19 protein-coding genes are annotated in these 21,802 nt (G+C 64.7%); 18 read left to right on the top strand and 1 reads right to left on the bottom strand.

What is annotated here, in order from left to right; genetic code table 11:
• The first annotated feature begins 250 nt into the window (after positions 1-250).
• The 6 genes from P3T18_RS13990 (at position 251) to P3T18_RS14015 (ending at position 8,463) form a co-directional block, all read left to right on the top strand.
• Positions 251-427: a hypothetical protein gene (locus P3T18_RS13990; protein WP_429300510.1), complete on the top strand. Its 177-nt coding sequence runs from the start codon at positions 251-253 to the stop codon at positions 425-427.
• Positions 420-833, top strand: coding sequence for a hypothetical protein (locus tag P3T18_RS13995; protein ID WP_429300511.1), 414 nt, complete (start codon positions 420-422; stop codon positions 831-833). The genes P3T18_RS13990 and P3T18_RS13995 overlap by 8 nt, the downstream gene beginning before the upstream one ends.
• 151 nt (positions 834-984) lie before the next feature.
• A complete protein-coding gene (locus P3T18_RS14000) occupies positions 985-3,270 on the top strand; it encodes an LPS-assembly protein LptD (RefSeq protein WP_429300512.1) in 2,286 nt (761 codons plus the stop codon).
• A 120-nt stretch (positions 3,271-3,390) separates the two neighbouring features.
• Positions 3,391-4,461 (top strand): rhodanese-like domain-containing protein, encoded by a 1,071-nt coding sequence (locus P3T18_RS14005; RefSeq protein WP_429301100.1) that lies wholly within the window; start codon positions 3,391-3,393, stop codon positions 4,459-4,461.
• Positions 4,462-4,596: 135 nt separating this feature from the next.
• On the top strand, positions 4,597-6,603 hold the full coding sequence (locus P3T18_RS14010) for a putative bifunctional diguanylate cyclase/phosphodiesterase (protein ID WP_429300513.1): 2,007 nt from the start codon (positions 4,597-4,599) through the stop codon (positions 6,601-6,603).
• A 186-nt stretch (positions 6,604-6,789) separates the two neighbouring features.
• Positions 6,790-8,463: an FAD-dependent oxidoreductase gene (locus tag P3T18_RS14015; protein WP_429300514.1), complete on the top strand. Its 1,674-nt coding sequence runs from the start codon at positions 6,790-6,792 to the stop codon at positions 8,461-8,463.
• Positions 8,464-8,522: 59 nt separating this feature from the next.
• Here the strand turns inward: P3T18_RS14015 and P3T18_RS14020 are convergent, their stop codons facing one another.
• Positions 8,523-9,401 carry an NmrA family NAD(P)-binding protein gene (locus P3T18_RS14020; RefSeq protein WP_429300515.1) on the bottom strand — a complete coding sequence of 293 codons (879 nt, stop codon included), beginning with the start codon at positions 9,399-9,401 and terminating at the stop codon, positions 8,523-8,525.
• A gap of 161 nt (positions 9,402-9,562) precedes the next feature.
• Between P3T18_RS14020 and P3T18_RS14025 the strand changes: the two genes are divergently transcribed.
• The 12 genes from P3T18_RS14025 to P3T18_RS14080 all read left to right on the top strand — a co-directional run bounded on the left by P3T18_RS14025 (position 9,563) and on the right by P3T18_RS14080 (position 21,770).
• Positions 9,563-10,507 carry a LysR family transcriptional regulator gene (locus P3T18_RS14025; protein WP_429300516.1) on the top strand — a complete coding sequence of 315 codons (945 nt, stop codon included), beginning with the start codon at positions 9,563-9,565 and terminating at the stop codon, positions 10,505-10,507.
• 95 nt (positions 10,508-10,602) lie between these two features.
• Positions 10,603-11,919, top strand: coding sequence for a chloride channel protein (locus P3T18_RS14030; protein WP_429300517.1), 1,317 nt, complete (start codon positions 10,603-10,605; stop codon positions 11,917-11,919).
• Positions 11,920-12,354: 435 nt separating this feature from the next.
• On the top strand, positions 12,355-12,870 hold the full coding sequence (locus P3T18_RS14035; protein WP_429300518.1) for a hypothetical protein: 516 nt from the start codon (positions 12,355-12,357) through the stop codon (positions 12,868-12,870).
• A 79-nt stretch (positions 12,871-12,949) separates the two neighbouring features.
• The gene (locus P3T18_RS14040; protein WP_429300519.1) at positions 12,950-13,135 is read left to right on the top strand and encodes a Flp family type IVb pilin; all 186 of its coding nucleotides are present in this window, start codon (positions 12,950-12,952) and stop codon (positions 13,133-13,135) included.
• Positions 13,136-13,270: 135 nt separating this feature from the next.
• Entirely contained in the window at positions 13,271-13,810 is a 540-nt protein-coding gene (locus P3T18_RS14045) for an A24 family peptidase (protein ID WP_429300520.1), read from the top strand.
• Between the two features lie 37 nt (positions 13,811-13,847).
• Positions 13,848-14,681: a Flp pilus assembly protein CpaB gene (gene cpaB / locus P3T18_RS14050; protein ID WP_429300521.1), complete on the top strand. Its 834-nt coding sequence runs from the start codon at positions 13,848-13,850 to the stop codon at positions 14,679-14,681.
• 87 nt (positions 14,682-14,768) lie between these two features.
• A complete protein-coding gene (locus P3T18_RS14055; protein WP_429300522.1) occupies positions 14,769-16,733 on the top strand; it encodes a type II and III secretion system protein family protein in 1,965 nt (654 codons plus the stop codon).
• Between the two features lie 22 nt (positions 16,734-16,755).
• Positions 16,756-17,043, top strand: coding sequence for a hypothetical protein (locus P3T18_RS14060; protein ID WP_429300523.1), 288 nt, complete (start codon positions 16,756-16,758; stop codon positions 17,041-17,043).
• Positions 17,044-17,088: 45 nt separating this feature from the next.
• A complete protein-coding gene (locus P3T18_RS14065; RefSeq protein WP_429300524.1) occupies positions 17,089-18,318 on the top strand; it encodes an AAA family ATPase in 1,230 nt (409 codons plus the stop codon).
• 52 nt (positions 18,319-18,370) lie between these two features.
• Positions 18,371-19,750: a CpaF family protein gene (locus P3T18_RS14070; protein ID WP_429300525.1), complete on the top strand. Its 1,380-nt coding sequence runs from the start codon at positions 18,371-18,373 to the stop codon at positions 19,748-19,750.
• A 43-nt stretch (positions 19,751-19,793) separates the two neighbouring features.
• Positions 19,794-20,771 (top strand): type II secretion system F family protein, encoded by a 978-nt coding sequence (locus P3T18_RS14075; protein WP_429300526.1) that lies wholly within the window; start codon positions 19,794-19,796, stop codon positions 20,769-20,771.
• A 39-nt stretch (positions 20,772-20,810) separates the two neighbouring features.
• Complete coding sequence (locus P3T18_RS14080) at positions 20,811-21,770, top strand: type II secretion system F family protein (protein WP_429300527.1); 960 nt, start codon at positions 20,811-20,813, stop codon at positions 21,768-21,770.
• Positions 21,771-21,802: the final 32 nt, after the last annotated feature.

The raw sequence follows: 21,802 nt of genomic DNA on the forward strand, positions 1-21,802 counted from the left end.
AAGCGCGAAGTATAGGGACGGCTCCCTTAGGCCGCGTTACGCAAAACTTTCTCTCCATTAGGCTTGCTAACGTGTGCGGCGCAGGCGTTGCAGCGGCAGTACGGCACCGTGCCTATTTCGGCGTGGCGGCTGAAATAATGCGTTACAGAACCAAAGGAAGCGTAGGGCGGGCGTAACGCAGCGAACTCGGCGGGCGGGTATCGTCGGGTCTTCGATTTCGCTCGGCGTTCACGCGCTTTGGAGAAGTGACATGATTGAATTTATTTCGCCGGCCGTTCTGTCGGCGGTGTTGCGCGCCAGTTCGTCGCCGATCTTTTCCGCGTGGCTGGCGCGCGCGTCGATGTTCGCGCCGCGCGAGACGCGCCACGCCGCGAGCACGGCCGCTCACAGCAACGCCGTCACGACGGAGGGCACGCTCCGTGTCTGATTCGTCCACCCTGGTAGTCAATTCCATCACGCAGATGCAACTGACGGCCGACGGCCAGTATCTGCTCATCCACGGCCATCAGCCCACGGCGGCGCTGCATCGTTCCGTGCTAAACGAACTGCTGGTCGCGCTGCCCAATGCCATCGAACACGCCGATCGCGTGCTGCACGACAACCAGGAAATGGGCTTCGCGCTGCATTGCCAGGGTTGGGAAGTCGGGCGGCTGAACGGCACGGAAATGGTGGTGATCCGTTTCCGCCTGTCGGGCAGCGCGGGCTTGTCGTTCTCGCTGCCGGCCGCGCAGATTCCGTTTCTTTTGCAGGCACTGGACGGCGCCGTGGGCTCGATGAGCGCGTCCGGCGCCGAAGCCGTGGCCGGCCGCACGGGCGACGTCACGCTGCAATAGCGCGCCAGTCCATTACGGTTATCCGCCTTCATGCTTTCGCGCGCTCACGCGGCGCGCGGGTCCTGCACGTCCGTCATTCTTTCCGATACTCTCTATTTTGATTTCGCGCCGTGCATTTCGACGCCTACGTTTGAGGCCGCTCGTTTCATTGATGTTGTGTGCTTACGGATGCACGCCGCTGTTCGCACATGCGCAGTTGAGCGGCGACGCCGCGCTCGCCACGCGGATCGACGGCGACTGGAGTCTGCAGATTGCGCCGCAGCTGGACGAGCAGGCCATGCCGCTCGGCGCGCGGCCGGCCACCACGGTCGTAGCCGATGCCGTGACCGCGACCACCGGCACGGATGTCTCGCTCAAAGGCCACGCACAGTTGCGCCAGTACGCGTCCACCGTAAAGGGCGATGCGCTGCATTACGACGTGGATAGCGACATGGCCGACGCATACGGCGCCGTGCGGCTGGTCGATAACGGCAACGTATTCGACGGACCCGACGCGCATCTGTTGGTCGGCGCGAATGAAGGCTATATCAGCGTGCCGAAATACCGCTTCTATCTGAGCGGCGGCTGGGGCAGCGCGCAACGCGCCGATCTGATCGACAGCGAACGCACGGTGGTGCGCCACGGCACCTATAGCGCGTGTCAGTGCGAAGCGGACCCCGCTTGGTATCTGAAGGCGAGCGAGTTCGACATCGACACCGGTAACGACGAGGGCATTGCGCACAACGGCATCCTGTTTTTTCAGGGCGTGCCGATCATGGCGAGCCCATGGCTGTCGTTTCCGCTGTCGGGTGCGCGGCGCAGCGGTATTCTGCCGCCCACGTTTTCGGTGAGTTCGACTAACGGCGAAGATATCGCGCTACCGTATTACTTCAATCTCGCGCCGAATTACGACCTGACGCTGACGCCGCGCATTCTGTCCAAGCGCGGCGAAATGCTAAGCGCCGACTACCGCTATCTCGGCGCGAATCAGTCGGGCTCGCTTTCTTTCGCCTACCTGCCCAACGACCGCATTACCCACACCGACCGTTATTCGATTTCGCTCGACCAGCACTGGAACCTCGGTTCCGGCTTCGGCGCGTATGTCGATTACAACCGCGTATCGGACGCCAATGTTTCGACCGATCTGGCGTCGGGGGTCGCGTTCCCGACCGGCTCGACTACGCTATATCAGCAGGAAGCGGGGCTGACGTGGACGAACGGACCGTGGAGCGTGCTCGCGCGCGAGCAGCGCTGGCAGAGCTTTTCCAGCGACTCCACCTACAACCGCGAGCCGCAGGTCAACGTGAAATATGCACGCTATAACGTGGGCGGTTTCGATTTCGGCGCGGAGGCCGACGCCACGCGCTTCACGCTGCCGGGCGACGACACGACACAAGGCAGCCGCTTCGTCTTCAATCCCTACGTGAGTTACACCGCCGAGCGGCCAGGCTGGTACATCACGCCGAAATTGCAGTGGCATTTCGCTTCGTACGATCTGACTTCGATCGGCTCGGATGCGCCCGCCGGTCAGCCGAAAAACTTCAACGTCAACGTGCCGACACTGAGCCTCGATTCCGGGCTGCGCTTCGAGCGCGGCGTGCGCCTCTTCGGCACCTCGTATATCCAGACGCTGGAGCCGCGGCTCTTTTACGTGTACACGCCATACCGCAATCAGCTGTTCGCGCCGTTGTTCGATACGGCGCAAGCCGATTTCGGCCTGAGCGAACTGTTCACCACCAATAGTTTCGTGGGCAACGATCGCGTGTCCGACAGCAATCGCGTGACGGCGGCCCTGACTTCGCGTTTCATCGACGCCGCGAGCGGTGATGAGCGCGCCCGTTTCGTTCTCGCCGAGCTTTACGACTTTCGCACACCGCAGGTCACACTCGCGAGCGGCGACGCAGTGGGCACCGTGGCGCGCACCAGCGTGGTGGGCGGCGCCGCGTACAAGATCGGCGCGGGATTGTCGACGGAGCAGGCCGTGGAGTACAGCCAGGCCAATCACTACCTCACGCATACGGCGCTGGGATTCGGCTGGTCGCCCGCCAGGGGTGAGGTGCTGAACGTGGCGTATCGCTACACGCGTGCCAACAGCACGCTCGACTACGAACCCGTCAACCAGTTCATCGTATCGGAGCAATGGCCGCTCACACGGCATGTGGTGAGCGTGGCGCGCATCAATTACGACATGAGCGAACACCGTCTGATCGCGGGCCTGCTCGGGCTTCAGTACGACGCGAGTTGCTGGTCGCTCGGCCTGGCTCTGGAAAAGTACACCAACGCGACGAGTTCGGTGACGGCCCCGAGCACTGGCACGCGCGTTCTGATGCAACTCCAGCTGAAAGGTTTTTCGCAGATCGACAATGGCCTGCTCAACCAGTTTCGCGCCAACGTGCCGGGTTATACGCCGGAGACACCCGACACCACGCCGACTTCGCGTTTCAGCAACTATCCGTGAACGGCGTGCCGTGTAATAGGTAGGGCGCACGGGTCGATCTTCGAGTACTGTTTTGATTCGCGCTATCAGTGCATCATGCAGACATTCGCCCGCCGTCGCGGGCAACGGAGGCCCATCGTGCTGATCTTCCGGCAACTGTTCGACCCGCAGTCTTCCACCTATACCTATCTTCTCGCGGACAGCGAGTCCGGCGAGGCCGTGCTCGTCGATCCGGTTTTCGAACAGGTCCGGCGCGATGCGGCCTTGATCGAGGAACTGCACTTGCGGCTCGTCTGTACCATCGACACGCACGTGCACGCCGATCACGTCACCGGTGCGTGGATGCTGAACCACCGGTTGGGCAGCCAGATCGCGATTTCGGCGGCAAGCGGCGCAAAAGGCGCGCATCGTTATCTGGCCGACGGCGACATTTGCGGCTTCGGCTCGCGCAGTCTGACCGTGCGCGCCACGCCGGGTCACACGAACGGTTGCATCACGCTCGTGCTCGACGACGAAAGCATGGCGTTCACCGGCGACTGTCTGCTGATTCGCGGCACCGGCCGCACCGATTTTCAGGGCGGCGATCCGCACGCAATGTTTCGCGCCGTCCACGAACGTATTTTCAGCCTGCCCGAAACCTGCTTATTGTTTCCTGCTCACGACTACCGCGGTTTGACGGTAACGAGCGTGGGCGAGGAGCGCCGTTTCAATCCGCGTCTGGGCGGTGAGTTGTGCGAAGCGGATTTCGTCGGTTACATGACCAACCTCGGCCTGCCGCATCCCAGGCAGATCGACGTGGCGGTGCCGGCCAATCTCACTTGCGGGAGTGCCGCGAATCTTCCCGCGCAAGCGGCCGATCCGGACTGGGCGCCGCTCTCGTATTCGTTCGCGGGCATCTGGGAACTCAGCCCGCAGTGGCTCGAAGAGAATCTGCGTGCAGTGCAGATTATCGACGTCCGCGAGCCCGACGAATTCGATGGACCCTTGGGACGCTTGCCGCAGGCGCGGCTTATTTCGCTGGGCGAACTGTCGGGCCGAACCGGCGAACTCGACAAGGAACGGCCGATCGTGACGGTGTGCCGCGCGGGCGGCCGCTCCGCGCAAGCCACCGTCGTGCTGCGGCGGGCGGGCTTCGAGAACGTCGCCAATCTGCCCGGCGGCATGCTGCGCTGGCGTGCCGAAGGGCGCGCGGTGGAAAACGCCGCCATGTAGCCACGTCGCGCGCCAGGTGCCTTTAGTGCGGCGCCGATCAATCGGAGTCAGGAATTTTTCCTGATATTTTGCGTTTACGTAATAATTGCGGCGTACAAATGTAGTGGCCCACTAACTTTTATAAATGCGTAGGTCATGGCTTTCAGTGAACCAAGGTCTCCGTTTTTCAAGTGGGTCGTGTCTTCCGCTCAAGACCTGAGCGTCGGCAATCGCCAGATTCTTCTCGCCAATCTGTTCACGCGCACCGCCTCCATTATTTTCGCGTCCATCTGCGAAATCAGCGTGTGCGCCACGGCGTTTTATCTTTCTCCCAACGCGCTCTACGCTGCGTGGGGTAGCGCCGTCGTTGCGCTGCTGATGGCGCGCCTGCTGCTGATCTGGCTGTGCTGCCGGCGCAGCGCAAGACAGCAGCCCACGCCCACTTCCGCCTTTTTGCTGGCTAGCATTCTGTGGAGCGTGCTGTTCGGATTCGGTAGTCTGCTATGCAATATCAGCGGAAACCAGACGCTGTTTCTGCTCGGAAACGTTTGCGCGGTCGGCGTGATCGGCGGTCTTGCGGGGCGCAATGCGGGTACGCCGCGCCTCGTTCTTATCCAGATCACCTGCATTCTCGGCCTGCTGGGTCTGGGCGCGGCGCTCTCGCCGGGCGAGGGCAAGCTGGTGCTGCTGTTTCAGGCGCCGTTCTGCGCCGCCGGCTTTTTTACCGTCGCACTACGCAGCAATCGCGATACCGTCGCCTTGCTGCTGGCTCGCGAAACCAGTCAGCGGCTGGCGCGGCATGACAGTCTGACGGGCTTGCCGAATCGTGCGGGCATCAACGAATTGCTGCTGGAGCGCACGGCGGCAAACCCCGCGTTGGGGCAGCGTTCGTTCGCTCTCCTGCTGATCGACCTCGACGGCTTCAAGGCCATCAACGACAGCCTCGGCCACGCCGCCGGCGACCGCATCCTTCAGGAAGCGGCGATCCGTTTGCGCGATCTGCTGCCTGGCGGCGAATTCGTCGGGCGTCTGGCCGGTGACGAATTCGTCGCCATTGCGGACGGCTGCGGCACCATCGGCGAAGTGCACGCGCTGGCCGACTGCATCGTCAAGACGCTGGCGCGGCCGTTCACGTTGAGCGAGGCGCTCGTGCACATCGGCGCGAGCGTGGGCGTCTCGCTGTATCCGGCGCACGGCACGAGCGGCCCGCAACTGCTGATCTGCGCAGACCGCGCGCTTTACGCGGTCAAGCGCAGCGGCAAGAGCGCGTTCTCCGTATTCGATGCAAGCCGCCACGCCTCGGACGAAAACCTCAGCCTGCTGCGCAGCGACCTCGAAGGCGCGCTGCGCAGTTTCAGCGGCTTGCGCGTGGAGTATCAGCCTATCGTCGATCTGAAAGACGGCTCCATTTCGTGCCGCGAAGCGCTGCTGCGCTGGGCGCATCCGACGCGCGGCGAACTCTCGCCCACCGCTTTCATTCCCACCGCCGAGCGCACCGGCCTGATACTCGCGCTCGGCGAATGGGTGCTGCGCCAGTCGTGTCTGGAAGCGGCGGGCTGGCGCGACGGCGCGACCGTGGCGGTCAACGTCTCGCCGGTGCAGCTGCGCGAGGAATCGTTCGCGGCCACGGTGTCGGCCATTCTGCGCGAGACGAAGCTGCCGCCCTCGCGGCTCAATATCGAGGTGACGGAAACCGTCCTGCTGAGCGACGACATCGCCACCCGCCGCAATGTCTCGACACTTCGCGCGCTGGGCATCGGTCTCGCGCTGGACGATTTCGGCACCGGCTTCTCGACCATGTCCACGCTGACGCGTTTCTCTTTCGACAAGCTGAAGATCGACAGTTCGTTCGTACGCGAGTCGGCGCATCGGCTGGAGTCGGCGGCGGTGGTGCGCGGCATCGTCGCGCTGGCGCGCGAGATCGGCATGCCGACCACGGCCGAGGGCATCGAGACGCAGGAGCAACTCGACTTCGTGATCGTCTGCGGATGCACGCACGCGCAGGGCTTTCTGCTCGGCAAGCCGGAGCGCGGCGAACTCATCGCCCGTCTCGCGGAGACCAGTGCGGAGGCCACCGCCGAGACTACTGCGGAGACCACCGCCGAACCCCTCGTTGCCTGCGACAGCGAAAAAAGCCGGAGTCAGGGTCTCGGCCTCGTGTGACGGCCGGCGCTATCGTTGCGCCGGATCAGGCCGGGAGGCCTTGCGTGAAGTGAAGGCCGTGCTTTCGTGACGGCCGGGGAAGTCTGGCGCGCAGTCTGCCGCGCCGTGGCCGCGCGGGTATGATGGCCGCTTTCCGATCCTGCCGCAGCATCGCCAGGATCGCTTCTCGACTCGAAGGAATCCGCCATGGGCAAGGACACTTCCGGCAGCGCCAACGACCTGTCGTCGGGCGGTAGCCGCTACCATCAGGTGTATCCCACGTTGAGCGACCGGCAGATGGCGATCGTCGAACGCTACGGCGAGCGGCGCAAGCTGAAGGCGGGCGACGTGATGTACGCCGAAGGCGACCGTCACGTTCCGATGTTCGCCATCGTTTCCGGCACGATCGAAGCATCGCGCTCGTCGTTTCAGGGACCGCAGATACTCGGTCAACATGGCGCGGGCAGCTTCACCGGCGAAGTCGGTACGCTGGCCGGCCGCGCGGCGGCCGCCACCACGCACGCCGTCACCGACTGCGAAGTCATCGTCATCGACGAGGAATCGTTGCGCTCGCTCGTGATCGCCGAGGCCGAGTTGAGCGAGACGATCATGCGTGCGTTCATCCTGCGCCGCGTCGCCTTCATTCAGGCGCAGCACGCCGGGCTGATGGTGATCGGTAGCCGCGCCTCGTCGCACACGCATCATCTGCGCCACTTTCTGAGCCGCAACGCTCAGCCGGCCGCTTACTTCGACATCGTTGACCATCCGGAAACGCCCGCGATTCTCGAACGCTACGGCGTCACCGAAGCCGATATTCCCGTGGTCGTCACGCCGCAGGGCACGGTGCTGCGGCAACCGAGCAATCGCGCCGTGGCCGACGCGATTGGCCTGAGTCCGGATCGCCTCAATGGTCAGGGCTTCGATCTCGTGGTGGTCGGCGCGGGGCCGGCGGGGCTGGCCGCCGCCGTATACGCCGCCTCGGAAGGGCTGAGCGTGGCGGTGATCGACGCCAAGGCGCCCGGCGGCCAGGCCGGCACCAGTTCGAAGATCGAAAACTACTTCGGCTTTCCGACCGGCATCACGGGTCAGGCGCTGGCCGGGCGCGGCCTGTCGCAGTGCCGCAAGTTCGGCGCGGAAGTGGGTGTGCCGATCGAGGCGCTGGAGATCGATTGCGAAGACGGCGGCTCGTTTCACATCGGCCTGAATCACGAGGAAAGCGTCTATGCGCGCGCCGTGGTGATTGCGAGCGGCGCGCGCTATCGCAAGCCGGCACTGCCGCGTCTCGAGCATTTCGAAGGACGCGGCGTGTACTACAGCGCCACCTTCATGGAAGTCGCGTTCTGCAACGACGAGGAACTCATCGTGGTGGGCGGCGGCAATTCGGCGGGACAGGCGGCGGTGTTTCTCGCGCGCTTCGCCCGCCACGTGCATGTGGTGATTCGCGGCGAAGGACTCAGCGCGAGCATGTCGGACTATCTGATCCGGCGCATCAACGCGTCCGCCAATATCACGCTGCACACGCGCACGCAGATCGTCGAGCTATGCGGCGAGACGCGGCTCGAATCGGTGAAATGGGACCGGCAGGGGCATATCGAGCACAAGGCGATTCCGCACGTGTTCCTGTTTCTCGGCGCGCAACCCAGTACCGCGTGGCTGGGTGACTGCGTCGCGCTCGACAAGAACGGTTTCGTGCTGACCGGCGTGGACACGCTCGGTCAGTGGAAATCGGAGCGGCCGCCGCATTTTCTGGAGACCAGCCGCCCCGGCATTTTCGCCGCCGGCGACGTGCGCAGCGGCTCGGTCAAACGCGTGGCCGCCGCGGTGGGCGAAGGCGCCGCGGCGATTCAGGCGGTGCATCAATATCTCGCGCTGCATCGCTGAAAGCGGACGGCTCGTGTCGCGCCGCGGCGGCCGGTCTTTCGTCTTTACGATCCGCGGCTTCAGCCGTTCTTCCACTGCGCCGCCATCTCGGCCGCGAAGTCGCGGTACGACCTCGGCGCGCGGCCGAGCAGGGCGGTGAGCCGCGCCAGCTGGTCCGGTGTTGCCACCGCGCCGTCCTGCTGGTAGCGCGCCATCATCAGGCGCATGTCGTAAGCCAGCCATCCGGGAGCGGCCGCCTTGAGCCGCTGTTCGAGCGTGTCCAGATCGTCGCCGCCGTAGCCGATCGGGCGGCCGAGCGCGTCGCTCCAGATGGCCGTCACGCTTTGTGCGTCGATCGCGTCGGGACCCACCAGTTCGTAGGTTTCGCGCGGCAGAGGCTGCGGCGCGTGCTCGCGGCGCAGCAGTTCGCGCGCGGCCGCTTCGCCGATGTCGCGCACGTCGACCATCGAAATACCTTTGCCGCCGATCGGCATGCCGTACGCCCCGTACGTGAGCAGCGCGTCTTTCAGACGCACGTCGTTCTGGATGAAATACGCCGGACGCAGCACCGTGACCGGCAGATCGCAGTGTTCGATCATGCGTTCGACCGAATACTTGCCGGTGAAGTGCGGCACGTCGACGTACTCGGCGCCCTTGAACACCGAGAGATACACCACGCCCTTCACGCCCGTCTCACGCGCCACGCTGAGCGCTTGCAGGGCGAGCGTGAGCTCGTCCGCGGCGTTCGGGGCGAGCAGGAACAGCGTGCTCACGCCGCTCATCGCGTTGCGGATCGAGTCGAGGTCGGACAGATCGCCTTTGACGGCGGTGACGCCGTCGGCGAAGCGGGCTTTCTCGGGTGAACGGGTCAACGCGCGCACGTCGGCGCCGCTGCCTGCAAGATGCGCCAGAACCTGTGCGCCGATTACGCCTGTACTGCCGGTTACGAGGATTGCCATGATTTCTCTCCTGGGTTGAATGGACCGCGTCGGTCCGTGAGACGAACAATAGTCGTTCCAAAGGAGTGTCGAAAGCGCCATAATCAGGACGGGTCGTCTCGTCAGTGGAACGATCGGCAGCGATCTATTGCCTTCTTTTGCCCCCTCATGTCGGAGCGTTCATGAATCTGTTGGCGCTGGCCGATTTCAATGCGGTCGCCGTGCACGGCGGTTTCGGACCCGCCGCCCGCGCGCTCGACCGTCCCAAGGCGACCTTGTCGCGGCGCGTCGCCGAACTGGAAGAAGAACTCGGCGTGCGGCTGATCGAGCGCGGCGCGAGGCGTCTGCGTCTGACCGAAGAAGGGCAGGTGCTGCACGAGCGCACGCGCGGACTCATGTCCGAGATTCAGGAAGCGGGCGAAGCCGTCGCCTCGCGCGCACCGGTGCCGCGCGGTCGTCTGCGCATCAGCGCGCCGATCGTGTTCTCGCATGTGGTGCTGTGCAAAATCGCGGCCCGCTTTGCGCTGGCCTATCCGCAGGTCGAGGTGGAACTCGTCGCCGAAGACCGCATGGCCGATCCTGCGGAAGACGGCTTCGATGTGGTCGTGCGCATCAATCCTCCGCACGACGAACTGCTGGTCGGCCGGCGCATTCTCAGCGACCAGCGCTGGCTGGTCGCGGCGCCCGGTGTGCCGCGTCCGGATAACGCGATCGCGCAGGAAGCGCGGGGCGTCCGATCGGAAACGGACGTGGATATGCCGGCAGCGATGACAGCCGCGTCCTCGTCGGCCACGCCGCTGCCGGCAGTCGTGCTGTCCGCGGCGTCGGCGGAATCGCTCTGGACCGTGAAGACCGACGACGATACGGTTTTCGCGTGGGCGCCGAAGCCGGTGCTGCGGCTGTCGTCGCTGCTGATGGTGCGCGAGGCGGTCGTGGCGGGGAACGGTGCGTCGTTGCTGCCGAAGCTGCTGGTCGAGCAGGACGTCACGGCGGGGCGGTTGGTGCGATGGGGCATCGCGACGGGCGCGCCGGTGGAAATCTGGGCGCTCTACAGTTCGCGCCGTTTGCTGAGCGCCAAGGTGCGGGCCTTCCTCAACATGCTGCAGGATCTGCCGTCTCAGACATGAATCATCCGGCGCCGGCGCGTGATGGCATGCCCTGTAAACGGTCCACTTATCTCATGAACTGATATATTCGGCGAATGGTCACGAAAATAAACAGCTTGCGCCGGACAACCGGTCGCTTCGCGCTACTGCGCGCTCGCCGCCTGTGGCTTCATTACGGCGTGTTCTGGCTCGGTGCCGTCGTGGTGGGTCTGCTCGCCGTGGCTTACGCCCGCCTGATCGACTTCGGCTACGCGGAATTCGTCGAGTACACCTCGCGCTACCGCTGGCTGCCTTTACTGCTGACACCGGCCGTCAGCGCATTGTGCGTGTGGATAACCCGGGCGTTTTTTCAGGGCGCCGAGGGCAGCGGCATTCCGCAAGTGATCGCCGCACTGCACGGTCCCAGCGAAATCGCGGCACGTCTGCTCACCTTGCGCATTCTGGTCGGCAAGATTCTCGTGTCGTTCCTCGCCATTCTCGGCGGCTTCACGATCGGCCGCGAAGGACCGACCATTCATGTTGGCGCCGCACTGATGTACAACCTGCGCGTGTTCTATCCCAAACGCTTTCAGGCCATGCGCGGCGCCACGCTCGAAAAGCGGCTCGCGCTGGCGGGCGCGGCGGCGGGTTTGTCGGCGGCGTTCAATGCGCCGCTCGCCGGCGTGGTCTTCGCCATCGAGGAACTGACGCGCAGCTTCTCCCAGCGCACCAGCGGCGTGCTGATTACGGCCATCATTTTTGCGGGTGTGGTGTCGCTCAGTATTCAGGGCAATTACACGTATTTCGGCACGATCGATATCGGCGGCCGGTTTCCCGATCTGCTCGCGGTCGCCGTGTTGCTCACCGGTGTCCTGACGGGCGTGGCGGGCGGCGTGTTCTGCTGGCTGCTGCTCAACACGCGGCGCTGGATGCCCGCGCGTCTGCTGCGTCTGCGTGAAATGCGGCCGGTGGTATTCGGCGCGCTGTGCGGCCTGGCCATCGCGGTGGTCGGCATTGCGTCGAGCGGTCATACCTTCGGCAGCGGCTATCTGGAAGCGCGCAACATGCTCGAAGGACGCGCGCATCTCACGGTGCTGTATCCGCTGTTCAAGATGGCTTCGATGGTCGCTTCGTATCTGCCGGGCGTGCCGGGCGGCCTGTTCGCGCCGTCGCTGGCGATCGGCGCGGGCATCGGCAACCTGCTGCATCTGGTGCTCGGACAGATGCAACTGCCGATGCTGATCGCGCTCGGCATGGTCGGCTATCTGGCGGCAGTCACGCAGAGTCCCATCACGGCGTTCGTGATCGTGATCGAGATGATCAACGGTCATGCACTGGTGATCTCGCTGATGGCCACCGCGCTGATCGCGAGTCAGGTATCGCGTTTCTTTGCGCCGCCGTTGTACGAAGCCTTGTCGACGCGCTACGACGCCCCGCAGCAGACCAAGCCGTAAGCAGTCTGCTCTCGCAAGGCTGAACGAATCCGGACATCCGGCTGCCGGGGCGATTCGCCCGGCAGGTTTCGACGACAATCCGATCGACCGCTCGCGCTGCACTCGTAGCGCGAGTTCCCCGCAGTCCATCCCCCACGCCCCGGCGAGCCCCGCCAGTCAAGCTTCTCCCTCATTAGCTCTTGCACCGGACGCGGCGTGATCTCGCCCTGGCCACGGCAAAAACTTTTTTCGCCGCCGACGCCGACCCCGTTCGACAACCGATTCGCTCGCGCGAGGTCAAGCCCTCGAATGCGGGCCACCGCACATTGCGAAGCATTTGCGTGACGTCGCCAACCCGCCACGCGACGGGCGTCGGCGTACTTCGACGTCTCACGTCTGCGACACCTGGGACAACGTGATGTAAGAGCTACGCGGTCGCTCCCTTTGTCGGAATTTATGACCGAATTACTCGTTAAATCATTGCCAGCCATTGATTTCGCGGACTTTTTACGTCTTCAGAAAGCGTCAGCAGGCGACCTCTCGGTCAGTCTTTCCTGTCTGTTCGGCTGTCTCAAAGTCGAACCGTCGCGCCTTGCGAACGTGGCGCGAGTGCTCCCGCCATACCGCAAAGCCACGCCCAGCAACGCTTTGCGCCCGCCTGGCATAGCCGTTGCAATAAGAGAGTCGCACCACGACAAACGCTGTGACCGGCAGCAGGTAGTAGCAAACGCAGTAGCAAATGCAGTAACGAGCGCAGCAGCATCGCAGCAGTGCGCGCCGGCAGCAGCAGACAGTCTTCGTGGATCGCGCTGGGGGAAGCCAACGCGTTTTACGAGGTGCGGCGGGGCCAACGAAAAACGGATGTCTAAAAAAGCGGCACGAATGACCGGCATGGGGTTGCCGGTCATTCGCGACCGGACAACGCGAAGCGATGACCTCGCCATTTTTTTCCGTCCATCCGGGCGGACCTGAAACGCCGCACCGAGGCAGCTGTTTCACGGAAGCGAAGGGCGGCACAACCGAAGTCAAATCCACTCTTACGGGGGTTAGCATGAAGAACACGATCAAACAGTTTCTGCGTGAAGAAGACGGCGTTGCAGCGATCGAATACGGCCTGCTGGCCGGTCTGATCGCGGTCGCGATCATCGTGACGGTGCGCCTGGTTGGCACCAACCTGAACAACGTCTTCACGTACGTTTCGACGGCATTGGGCGGCGTGGCGAACCCGGGTGCCTGATTCAGCACGCAAGGGCAGGCGCACGCCGATCGCTCGCCCTGTTTCGACGGTCCTTCGGAACAGGGTAGGCGACGGCGCCCGCGCCGCATAAATCGACTCCAGCAGGGCAATACGATCCTTGAAGCGGAGCAGGCAATGAACGGGGTTCCTTTTCCAGTCGGTCCATGTGTCATGGCGCTCGTGTTCTTCGCGGGGTTGTGGGACATACAAACCCGACGGATTCCTAACTGGATGGTGGCGACGGGTCTCGTCGTGGCACTGCCGGTGCAATGGTTCACGCAGGGCGGCATCGACGGTTTGCAGATGTGGCTGGGCGGATTGCTGGTTGGCGGCGCGATTTTCCTGCCGGGCTACGTGCTGCGTCTGATGGGCGCGGGCGACGTGAAGCTGATGGCGGCGGTCGGCGCTTTCTGCGGCGCTTATGGCGCACTCGAAATCGGTCTGGTGACGTGCGCGATCGGCGGAGTCTGGTCGCTCGCGTGGTTGATCCGGCGACGCCAGATGCGCGCCGGGCTGAATGAGGCGGCGGCCGTGCTGGTCAATTGCGTGACGCCGGCAAACGGCACCACAAAACAGGCACACGGCAGCGTGGCCAGCAACAGTGTCACGGGGACCATGCCGTATGGCGTGGCCATAGCGATCGGCAGCGCACTCGTCCTGTTCTACAGCGTGTGACGCAAGCCGGCAGGCTGGCAATTCTCGGGGGTTGAAAATGAAAAACGCGCGCGCTCTAACGATGCTGCTGATCGCGACACTGGCCGGCCTGAGCGCCGTGGTGTTCGCCTCGCGCTGGATGATGTCGCAGACGTCGAACACCACGACGCGAGTCGTCGTGGCCGCCAGCGACATCAATCTCGGCCAGCGTATCGGCCCGGACTTTCTCAAGGTGATCGACTGGCCGGCGAACAGCGTGCCGCCGGGTTCGTTCAACGACATCGCGAAACTCGACGGCCGTGTGCTCAAGGAAAGCCTGCTGCACGGCGAGCCGATTCTCGAAGCCAAGCTCTCGCCGGTCGGCACGCTCGGCGGTCTCTCCGCGGTGATCGGTGAAGGCAAGCGGGCCATCACGGTGCGCGTGAATGACGTGATCGGCGTGGCGGGCTTCGCATTGCCCGGCAATTACGTCGACATCATCGTCAATACGCAGAAAGACGCACGTGACCCCGGCGTGCAGCGCGATCAGAACATCTCGAAGATCGTGCTCGAAAAGATTCTCGTGCTCGCGGTCGCTCAGGAAGTGGGCCGCGACGAAACCAAACCGAAAGTGGTCGATGCGGTGACGCTCGAAGTGTCACCCGACCAGGCCGAGAAAATCGATCTGGCGCGCAGCATCGGCACGCTGTCGCTGGTGTTGCGCAATCAGGTGGACCCGCAGGCCATCGACACCGCGGGCGCCACCAAGGCGTCGCTGCTGAAGACGCCGGTCGCGGTGGCCGCGGCGCCGGAACCGAAGCCGGTGCACATCGTACGCAAAGTGGCCGCGCATGCGCCGGGCAACTGCGTGCGTGTGCTCGACGGCGCCGACGCAAGACAGGAATGCTTTTGACAGGCTCAGCCTGCAAGCCGTGACCGGATACGCGACCGGGCCGGAAGTCCGGCGCGTAAAAAAAGCGGCACATAACGGGGGTAGGACATGAACGCCAGAATCGACCGGCGCGCACGCGCGCCGCAGGACCCGCTCGTCCCGAGCGCATCGCCCGCATCGCATCGCCCGGACGCACCGCGCTCGCCGCGAGGCCGCACGCGGATCGCCGAAGCCTGCGCCGGCATCGTGCTCGGTCTCTATCTGACGATGCTGCCGGTCGCGCACGCCGCCGGTCAGAACGGCAACGTGCCGGGCCTGCCCGACGTGCCGCTCACCGTGGCCGCCAACGGACCCGTGCATCTGACCATCGCCGCGAGCGGCGGCGGTGCCGGTGCGTCGTCGAACGCCGCGCAAAGCGCGCGCGGTCCGAATTGCAGCGGCCCGGTCGCCGAACATAGCTCGGTGTCGATCCCCGTCGGCAAGTCGGCGATGGTCGACGTGCGCGAACCGGTGCGCACACGCACGGTCGGCAATCCGTCGATCGTGCAGGCCATGCTCGTGTCGCCGCAAACGCTTTATCTGCTCGGCTCGGATGTCGGCACGACCAACATGATCGTGCAGGGCCGCAGCGGCTCGTGCACGATCATCGACGTCAGCGTGGGCGCCGATCCCGGCGCGCTGCAACAGACCCTCGCCGCGCTGATGCCCGAAGAAACCGGCATTCAGGTGAAGGCTGCCGCCGACACTCTCGTGTTGACCGGCACGGTCTCCGACGCGGTCAAGGCCGACCGCGTGCTCGAACTCGCGCGCGCCTTCGTGGCTCGCCCGGTCACGGCCTTGCAAGGCGGCGCGGCCATGGGCAGCGCCGCCGGCGGTCCGTTGCCGGTGGGCGGCGCGGCGCGCGCCGTGGGCGCGCCGGCGCCGTCGCTCGGCAGCGGCAGCGGCGAACGCATCATCAACATGATGCAGATCGCCGCGCCGCAGCAGGTCATGCTCGAAGTGAAAGTGGCCGAAGTGTCGAAGACGCTGATCGACCAGCTCGGCGTGGCGGCCAATATCAATGGCGGGATCGGCAGCTGGAGTTTCGGCCTGCTGGCCGACTACCTGTCCGGCGGCCTGAGCGCGCTGAGCGCTTCCAAGGCCAACAACTCGCCGCTCAAGCTTGCCGTGGACGCACAGAAAACCGACCAGCTCGTGAAGATTCTCGCCGAGCCGAACCTGATGGCGATCAGCGGTCAGGAAGCGAGTTTTCTCGCGGGCGGCAAGGTCTATATTCCGGTGCCGCAAAGCAACGGCGCGAACGGCACGACCATCGTGTTGCAGGAAGAGCAGTACGGCGTCGGCCTGACGTTCACGCCGACCGTGCTCGAAGGCGGTCGCATCAACCTGAAGGTGTCGCCGGAAGTGTCCGAGCTGTCGTCCACCGGTGTGGTGGTGAGCGCGGGCAACTCCAGCAACACTACGATCCTGCCGCTCATCACGACGCGCCGCGCCTCGACCACGCTGCAGGTGTTCGACGGCCAGAGCTTTGCGATCGGCGGTTTGCTCAAGAGCAACGTGACCGGCTCGATCAAGGGTCTGCCGGGCGCGGCCGAGTTGCCGGTGCTCGGCGCGCTGTTCCGCAGCACCAGCTACGAGCAGGACAAGACCGAACTGGTGTTCGTCGTGACGCCGCGTCTGGCCAAGCCGCTGCCGCAACACTATCCGCTGCCGACCGACGGTTTCGGCGACGCCAGCGAAGCCAACGTTTATCTGACCGGCCACATGGAAGGCAAGAAGCGCGCACCGACCGTGCCGGCCGACCCGAACGCACCGTCGGCACCCGCCGCACCGAACGTACCTAACGCACCCGCGGCACCGGCACCGCAGGCGCCGGCTGCCGCACCCGCACCGGCCACGCCTTCGGCATCCGGCGCCCCGACGCAGCCCGTGCCCGCGCCGGCCGACAAGTCCGCGGCACCGGTCGCGTCGAACGGCTCGCCGCGCGCATTGGCAACACCAGCCGCCGACAAGAACCCACCGCAATCGCCCACGCTTGCGCAAAGCGGCCGCGACTTGCAAGCCGCACGCTGAATCCGGCTCACAGGAGACTGACATGACATCCACCAGGACATTGATCCGCGCCGCACTGTGCGCCGCGCTGAGCGCGACGCTCGCCGGCTGCCTGACGTCGACGCCGCACTGGGACGCCACCTTCGGCGACTCCGTCAACCAGATCAAGGAAATGCAGACGCTCAATCCGCAAGGCTCGGCCAACACCGATCCGGTGGCGGGCATCGACGGCAAGGCGGCCGCCGCGGCGCAGAAGAGCTACACGAAGTCGTTCACGGCGCCGCCGCCAGCACCGACGTTCACGATCGGCGTCGGCGCGAGCAGCTACTAAACGACGCGCCTAACCGGCCCGGATTCGGGCCAGCGGAGAAATACCATGATCGACATTCTTCTGATTTCGTCCAGCACGGAGCGCGCTCCGCAGATCGCCGCGCGTCTCGAAGCGAGCGGCGTCGCGTTCCGTCTGCGCACGGTGCACGGCACCGCGAAGCAATTGCGCGTGCATGCCGCGGCAATCAGGAGCGCCGATCTGCTGATCGTGGACGACGCCGAACTGACGCCGCGCGAACTCGGCGGCGTGGAAGAGGCGCTGTCGCAGACACCGCATCTGCACTGCATGCTGGTGACGCCGACGCCGTCCACGTCGCTGCTGATGGCCGCGATGCGCGTGGGCGTGCGGCACGTGCTCTCGTGGCCGCTCGACGCAAACGACATCGCCGACGCGCTCGCGCACATCTCGTCGAAGAAAAATGCCGGCGTGCGGCGCGACGGCCGCGTGGTGTCGTTCACGTCCTGCAAGGGCGGCAGCGGCACCACGCTGATCGCGGTGAATCTGGCCTACACGCTCGCCGCGCTGCGCGACAAGCGCGTGCTGCTGATCGACCTGAACCAGCAGTTCGCCGACGCGAGTCTGCTGGTGGCCGACAAGCCGCCGCCCGCGACGCTCGCCGATCTGTGCGCGCAAATCGACCGGCTCGACGTGGCGCTTTTCGAAGCCTGCGTGATGCACGTGCACGCGAACCTCGACGTGCTGGCCGGTGCGGGCGATCCGGTCAAATCGGGCGACCTGCGCGCGGCGCATCTCGAACGTCTGCTGACGCTGGTGCGCGAGCAGTACGACGCGGTGCTGATCGACGTCGGCCAGAACATCAATCCGCTCGCAATCCACGCACTCGATCACAGCGACTCGATCTGCATGGTGGTGCGGCAGAACATGCTGTATCTGCACGCTGGCCGCCGCATGCTCGACATCTTCAAGGAACTCGGTTATCCGGCGAGCAAGCTGAAGCTGATCGTCAACCAGTTCGACAAAAACGCGCGCGTCACGCTCGCGATGCTCGAAGCGACCTTCGGCGTGAAGGTCGCGCACCAGTTGCCGCGCGACGAAAAGCAGGCGAGTGAAGCGCTCGATCATGGCGTGCCGCTCGTGACGTCCGCGAAGGGCAGTGCACTCACGCACAGCATCGCGCTGCTGGCCGACATGTTGTGGCCGCGTCCGGCCGAGGCCGCGAAGAGCGTGCTCGGTCGCCTGTTCGCGAGCCGGAGCAGGACGCCGAATGAAGCGAACGTGGCGAATGTCGCGCCGCAATTGAAGGCCGGTCACTGAGCCATTTATTCACGCAGCCGGAAAAAAGGCAGTTCAGGAAGCGGAGAGCACCATGTCATTGCGCGAACAGTTGATGATGCAAAGCGGCAGCATGCCGTTCGACGGCGCCAGCGCCGCGGCGGTGGCGGGCGTGGCGGCCGAAAGCCTGGCGGCGCGGCGCGCGTATCAGCAACTCAAGATGAACATCCATCAGGCGATCATCGACCGGGTCGAACTCGACAAGCTGCAGCGTCTGTCGCCCGAGCAGATTCGTCGCGAACTGGCGCAGCTGGTCGAACGTATCGTCGAGGAAGACAAGCTGCAGATGAACGAAGTCGAGCGCCGCCGTCTCGCGCAGGACGTCCACGACGAAATGGTCGGACTCGGTCCGCTCGAACCGCTGCTCAACGATCCGACCATCTCCGACATTCTGGTCAACACCTCGCAACACGTCTACGTGGAACGGCGCGGCCGCCTCGAACATACGGACGTGACCTTCTACGACGACGCGCACCTGATGAAGATCATCGAGCGCATCGTCTCGCGCGTGGGCCGCCGCATCGACGAATCCACGCCGATGGTCGACGCGCGTCTGCCCGACGGCTCGCGCGTGAACGCGATCATTCCGCCTTCGGCGATCGACGGTCCGCTAGTGTCGATCCGCCGCTTCGCCGTGAATCCGCTCACCGTCACCGACATGGTGAACAACCAGAGCTTCACGCCCGCGATGGCGCAACTGCTCGAAGCACTGATCAAGTCGAAGCTGAACGTGCTGATTTCGGGCGGTACAGGTAGCGGTAAAACGACCTTGCTCAATCTGCTTTCCGGTTTCATTCCCGAAGACGAACGCGTGGTGACGATCGAAGACGCCGCTGAATTGCAGATGCGCCAGCCGCATGTGCTGCGGCTCGAAACGCGGCCGCCGAATATCGAAGGCAAGGGCGAAATTTCGCAGCGCTCGCTGGTGCGCAACGCGCTGCGGATGCGGCCGGACCGCATCGTGCTGGGCGAAGTGCGCGGCGCCGAAGCGCTCGACATGCTGCACGCCATGAACACCGGTCACGAAGGTTCGATGGCGACGCTGCACGCGAACACGCCGCGCGACGCGCTGACGCGGCTCGAAAACATGGTCGGCATGGCTGGCCTGACGATGCCGATCAAGGCGGTGCGTCAGCAGATCGCTTCGGCGATCACGGTGGTGGTGCAGGCCTCGCGTCTCACCGACGGACGCCGCAAGCTGATGAGTATTCAGGAAATCACCGGCATGGAAGGCGACATCATCAACACGCAGGAAATCTTCACGTTCAAGCGCACCGGCGTAGATGAAAACGGCATGATCAAAGGCTATTTCGCCGCCACGGGCGTGCGTCCGAAATTCTGCGAACGGCTGGCCGGCTTCGGCATCACGCTGCCGGACCAGATGTTCGACCCGGCGCGGCGCTTCGAAGTATGAGCGCGCCCATGACACAGGTCGATCGGACGCCACGGAGACGCACATGAATACTTCGTTTATCGTTTTTGCGGTGCTTGCGTTTCTGGCCGTCGTGCTGCTGATCGAAGCCGCGTACCTGTTCTGGAACAGCCGCCACGGTGCGTCGGTCAAGCGCATGGACGAGCGCTTCCGGGCACTCTCGGCGGGCGGCAGCGTCAGCACCGAAAAGCTCTCCATTCTCAAGCAGCGCATGTTGAGCGACTCGCCGTTCGTCACGCGGCTGCTTTCCAGCGTGCCGCGCGTGCAGGCGCTCGACCGGCAGTTGCAGCAGTCCGGGCTGAGCTGGTCGGTGGCGCGCTTCGCGGCCTATACGGGCGCTGCCGCGTTCGGCGGCGCGATGACCGGTTTTGCCCTGCAGACGCCCGCGCTGGTGATGGCCGTGCTCGCGGCCCTGTTCGGCGGCATACCGGCACTCATCCTGCGCAGCCGACGCGCCAAACGCGTGGCGCAACTGGAGCGCCAGTTGCCCGACGCGGCCGATCTGATCGCCCGCGCGCTGCGCGCCGGCCATTCGTTTCCGGCGGCGCTCGGCATGGTCGGCGAGGAGTTGCCGCAGCCGCTCGGAGGCGAGTTCGCCATCGTGTTCGACGAAATCAATTACGGCGTGTCGATGAGCGACGCGTTGCTCAACATGGTGAACCGCGTGCCGGTCGACGATCTGCGCTACTTCGTGATCGCCGTGCTGATCCAGCGCGAAGCGGGCGGCAATCTCGCCGAGATTCTCGGCAGCATCGGCGCGATCATTCGCGAGCGGCTCAAGCTGCTGGGCAAGGTGCGCGTGCTGTCTGCAGAAGGGCGGTTGTCGGCGTGGATTCTCGCGGTGCTGCCGTTCGCGATCATCGCGCTGCTGAGCGTGCTCAATCCGGACTACGTCAAGGTGTTCTGGACCGACCCGGCCGGCATGCAACTCGCCGGCGCTTCGCTCGCCATGATGCTGTGCGGCATTCTGTGGATGCGCAAGGTCGTGCGCATCCGTGTCTAGACCCGGGATTCACGAGGAGCGCGGGCCTGCCCGCAGACCATGAAGATACAACAGATCCTCTTGCTGGCCGTGATGTTCCTGATCGTGTTCGGCGCGGCGCTGAAGGCGATGTCGCTGCTGCGGCCCGACCCGGTGCAACGGCGTCTCGAAGGACTCGCGCTGCCCGGCAATCCGAACGGCGTCGATGCCGACGCCGGCACGCAGAAATGGGTCGAGACCGTCACCAAGGTATCCGAACGGGTCGCGAGGCTGTCGCTGCCCAAGGACGACTGGGACAAATCGGCATTGCGTCTGCGTTTTGCCAACGCCGGCATCCGCGCGCCGTCCGCGCCGGCCATCTATTTCGCCATCAAGACGGTGCTGGCGGTGGTGTTGCCGGCGCTCGCGCTGATCGGCGCGGGCAGCCTGTTCGGCGCCGACGAAGGTCTCTACCTGCTGCTTACCGTGCTGGCGGTGTCGGCGGTGGGCTTCTATCTGCCGAATCTCGTGCTCACGCGCCTGATCGAAAGCCGTCAGCGCAAGCTGTTCGAAGACCTGCCCGACGCGCTTGACCTGATGACCGTGTGCGTGGAGGCAGGGCTCGGCCTCGACGCCGCCATGATGCGCGTGACCCAGGAAATCGGCGTGAAAAGCCATGCGCTGAAAGACGAGTTCGACATGGTGATGCTGGAACTGCGCGCCGGTTCGGGCCGCGACAAGGCGCTGCGCAACCTGTCGCTGCGCACCGGCGTGGAAGATATCGACACGCTCGCGGGCATGCTGATCCAGGCGGACCGCTTCGGCACGAGCGTGGGCGATTCGCTACGCGTTTATACCGACAACCTGCGCACCAAACGACGCTTGCGCGCCGAAGAACAGGCTGCGAAGATCGCACTGAAGCTGCTGTTTCCCCTGATGTTTTTTATTTTTCCGACGCTGCTGGCCGTGCTGGTGGGACCGTCGGCGATTCAGGTCGCGCGGCAGCTGTTTCCGACCATGCGCGCCATGTCGGGCGGTTGAGCGCAGTCGCGCCTCCATACCTGCCATGGCAG

The sequence above is a fragment of the Paraburkholderia sp. GAS199 genome (genome assembly GCF_050436585.1).
In the GTDB taxonomy this organism is placed as follows: Bacteria; Pseudomonadota; Gammaproteobacteria; order Burkholderiales; family Burkholderiaceae; genus Paraburkholderia.

Bases quoted from the DNA above. Each gene is read 5' to 3' on its own strand.
- P3T18_RS14040 (WP_429300519.1), top strand. From the start codon at position 12,950: ATGAAGAACACGATCAAACAGTTTCTGCGTGAAGAAGACGGCGTTGCA.
- P3T18_RS13990 (WP_429300510.1), top strand. From the start codon at position 251: ATGATTGAATTTATTTCGCCGGCCGTTCTGTCGGCGGTGTTGCGCGCC.
- P3T18_RS14060 (WP_429300523.1), top strand. From the start codon at position 16,756: ATGACATCCACCAGGACATTGATCCGCGCCGCACTGTGCGCCGCGCTG.
- P3T18_RS14015 (WP_429300514.1), top strand. From the start codon at position 6,790: ATGGGCAAGGACACTTCCGGCAGCGCCAACGACCTGTCGTCGGGCGGT.
- P3T18_RS14010 (WP_429300513.1), top strand. From the start codon at position 4,597: ATGGCTTTCAGTGAACCAAGGTCTCCGTTTTTCAAGTGGGTCGTGTCT.
- P3T18_RS14075 (WP_429300526.1), top strand. From the start codon at position 19,794: ATGAATACTTCGTTTATCGTTTTTGCGGTGCTTGCGTTTCTGGCCGTC.
- P3T18_RS14000 (WP_429300512.1), top strand. From the start codon at position 985: ATGTTGTGTGCTTACGGATGCACGCCGCTGTTCGCACATGCGCAGTTG.
- P3T18_RS14025 (WP_429300516.1), top strand. From the start codon at position 9,563: ATGAATCTGTTGGCGCTGGCCGATTTCAATGCGGTCGCCGTGCACGGC.
- P3T18_RS14065 (WP_429300524.1), top strand. From the start codon at position 17,089: ATGATCGACATTCTTCTGATTTCGTCCAGCACGGAGCGCGCTCCGCAG.
- cpaB (WP_429300521.1), top strand. From the start codon at position 13,848: ATGAAAAACGCGCGCGCTCTAACGATGCTGCTGATCGCGACACTGGCC.
- P3T18_RS14045 (WP_429300520.1), top strand. From the start codon at position 13,271: ATGAACGGGGTTCCTTTTCCAGTCGGTCCATGTGTCATGGCGCTCGTG.
- P3T18_RS14080 (WP_429300527.1), top strand. From the start codon at position 20,811: ATGAAGATACAACAGATCCTCTTGCTGGCCGTGATGTTCCTGATCGTG.
- P3T18_RS14020 (WP_429300515.1), bottom strand. From the start codon at position 9,401: ATGGCAATCCTCGTAACCGGCAGTACAGGCGTAATCGGCGCACAGGTT.
- P3T18_RS14070 (WP_429300525.1), top strand. From the start codon at position 18,371: ATGTCATTGCGCGAACAGTTGATGATGCAAAGCGGCAGCATGCCGTTC.
- P3T18_RS14055 (WP_429300522.1), top strand. From the start codon at position 14,769: ATGAACGCCAGAATCGACCGGCGCGCACGCGCGCCGCAGGACCCGCTC.
- P3T18_RS14035 (WP_429300518.1), top strand. From the start codon at position 12,355: ATGACCGAATTACTCGTTAAATCATTGCCAGCCATTGATTTCGCGGAC.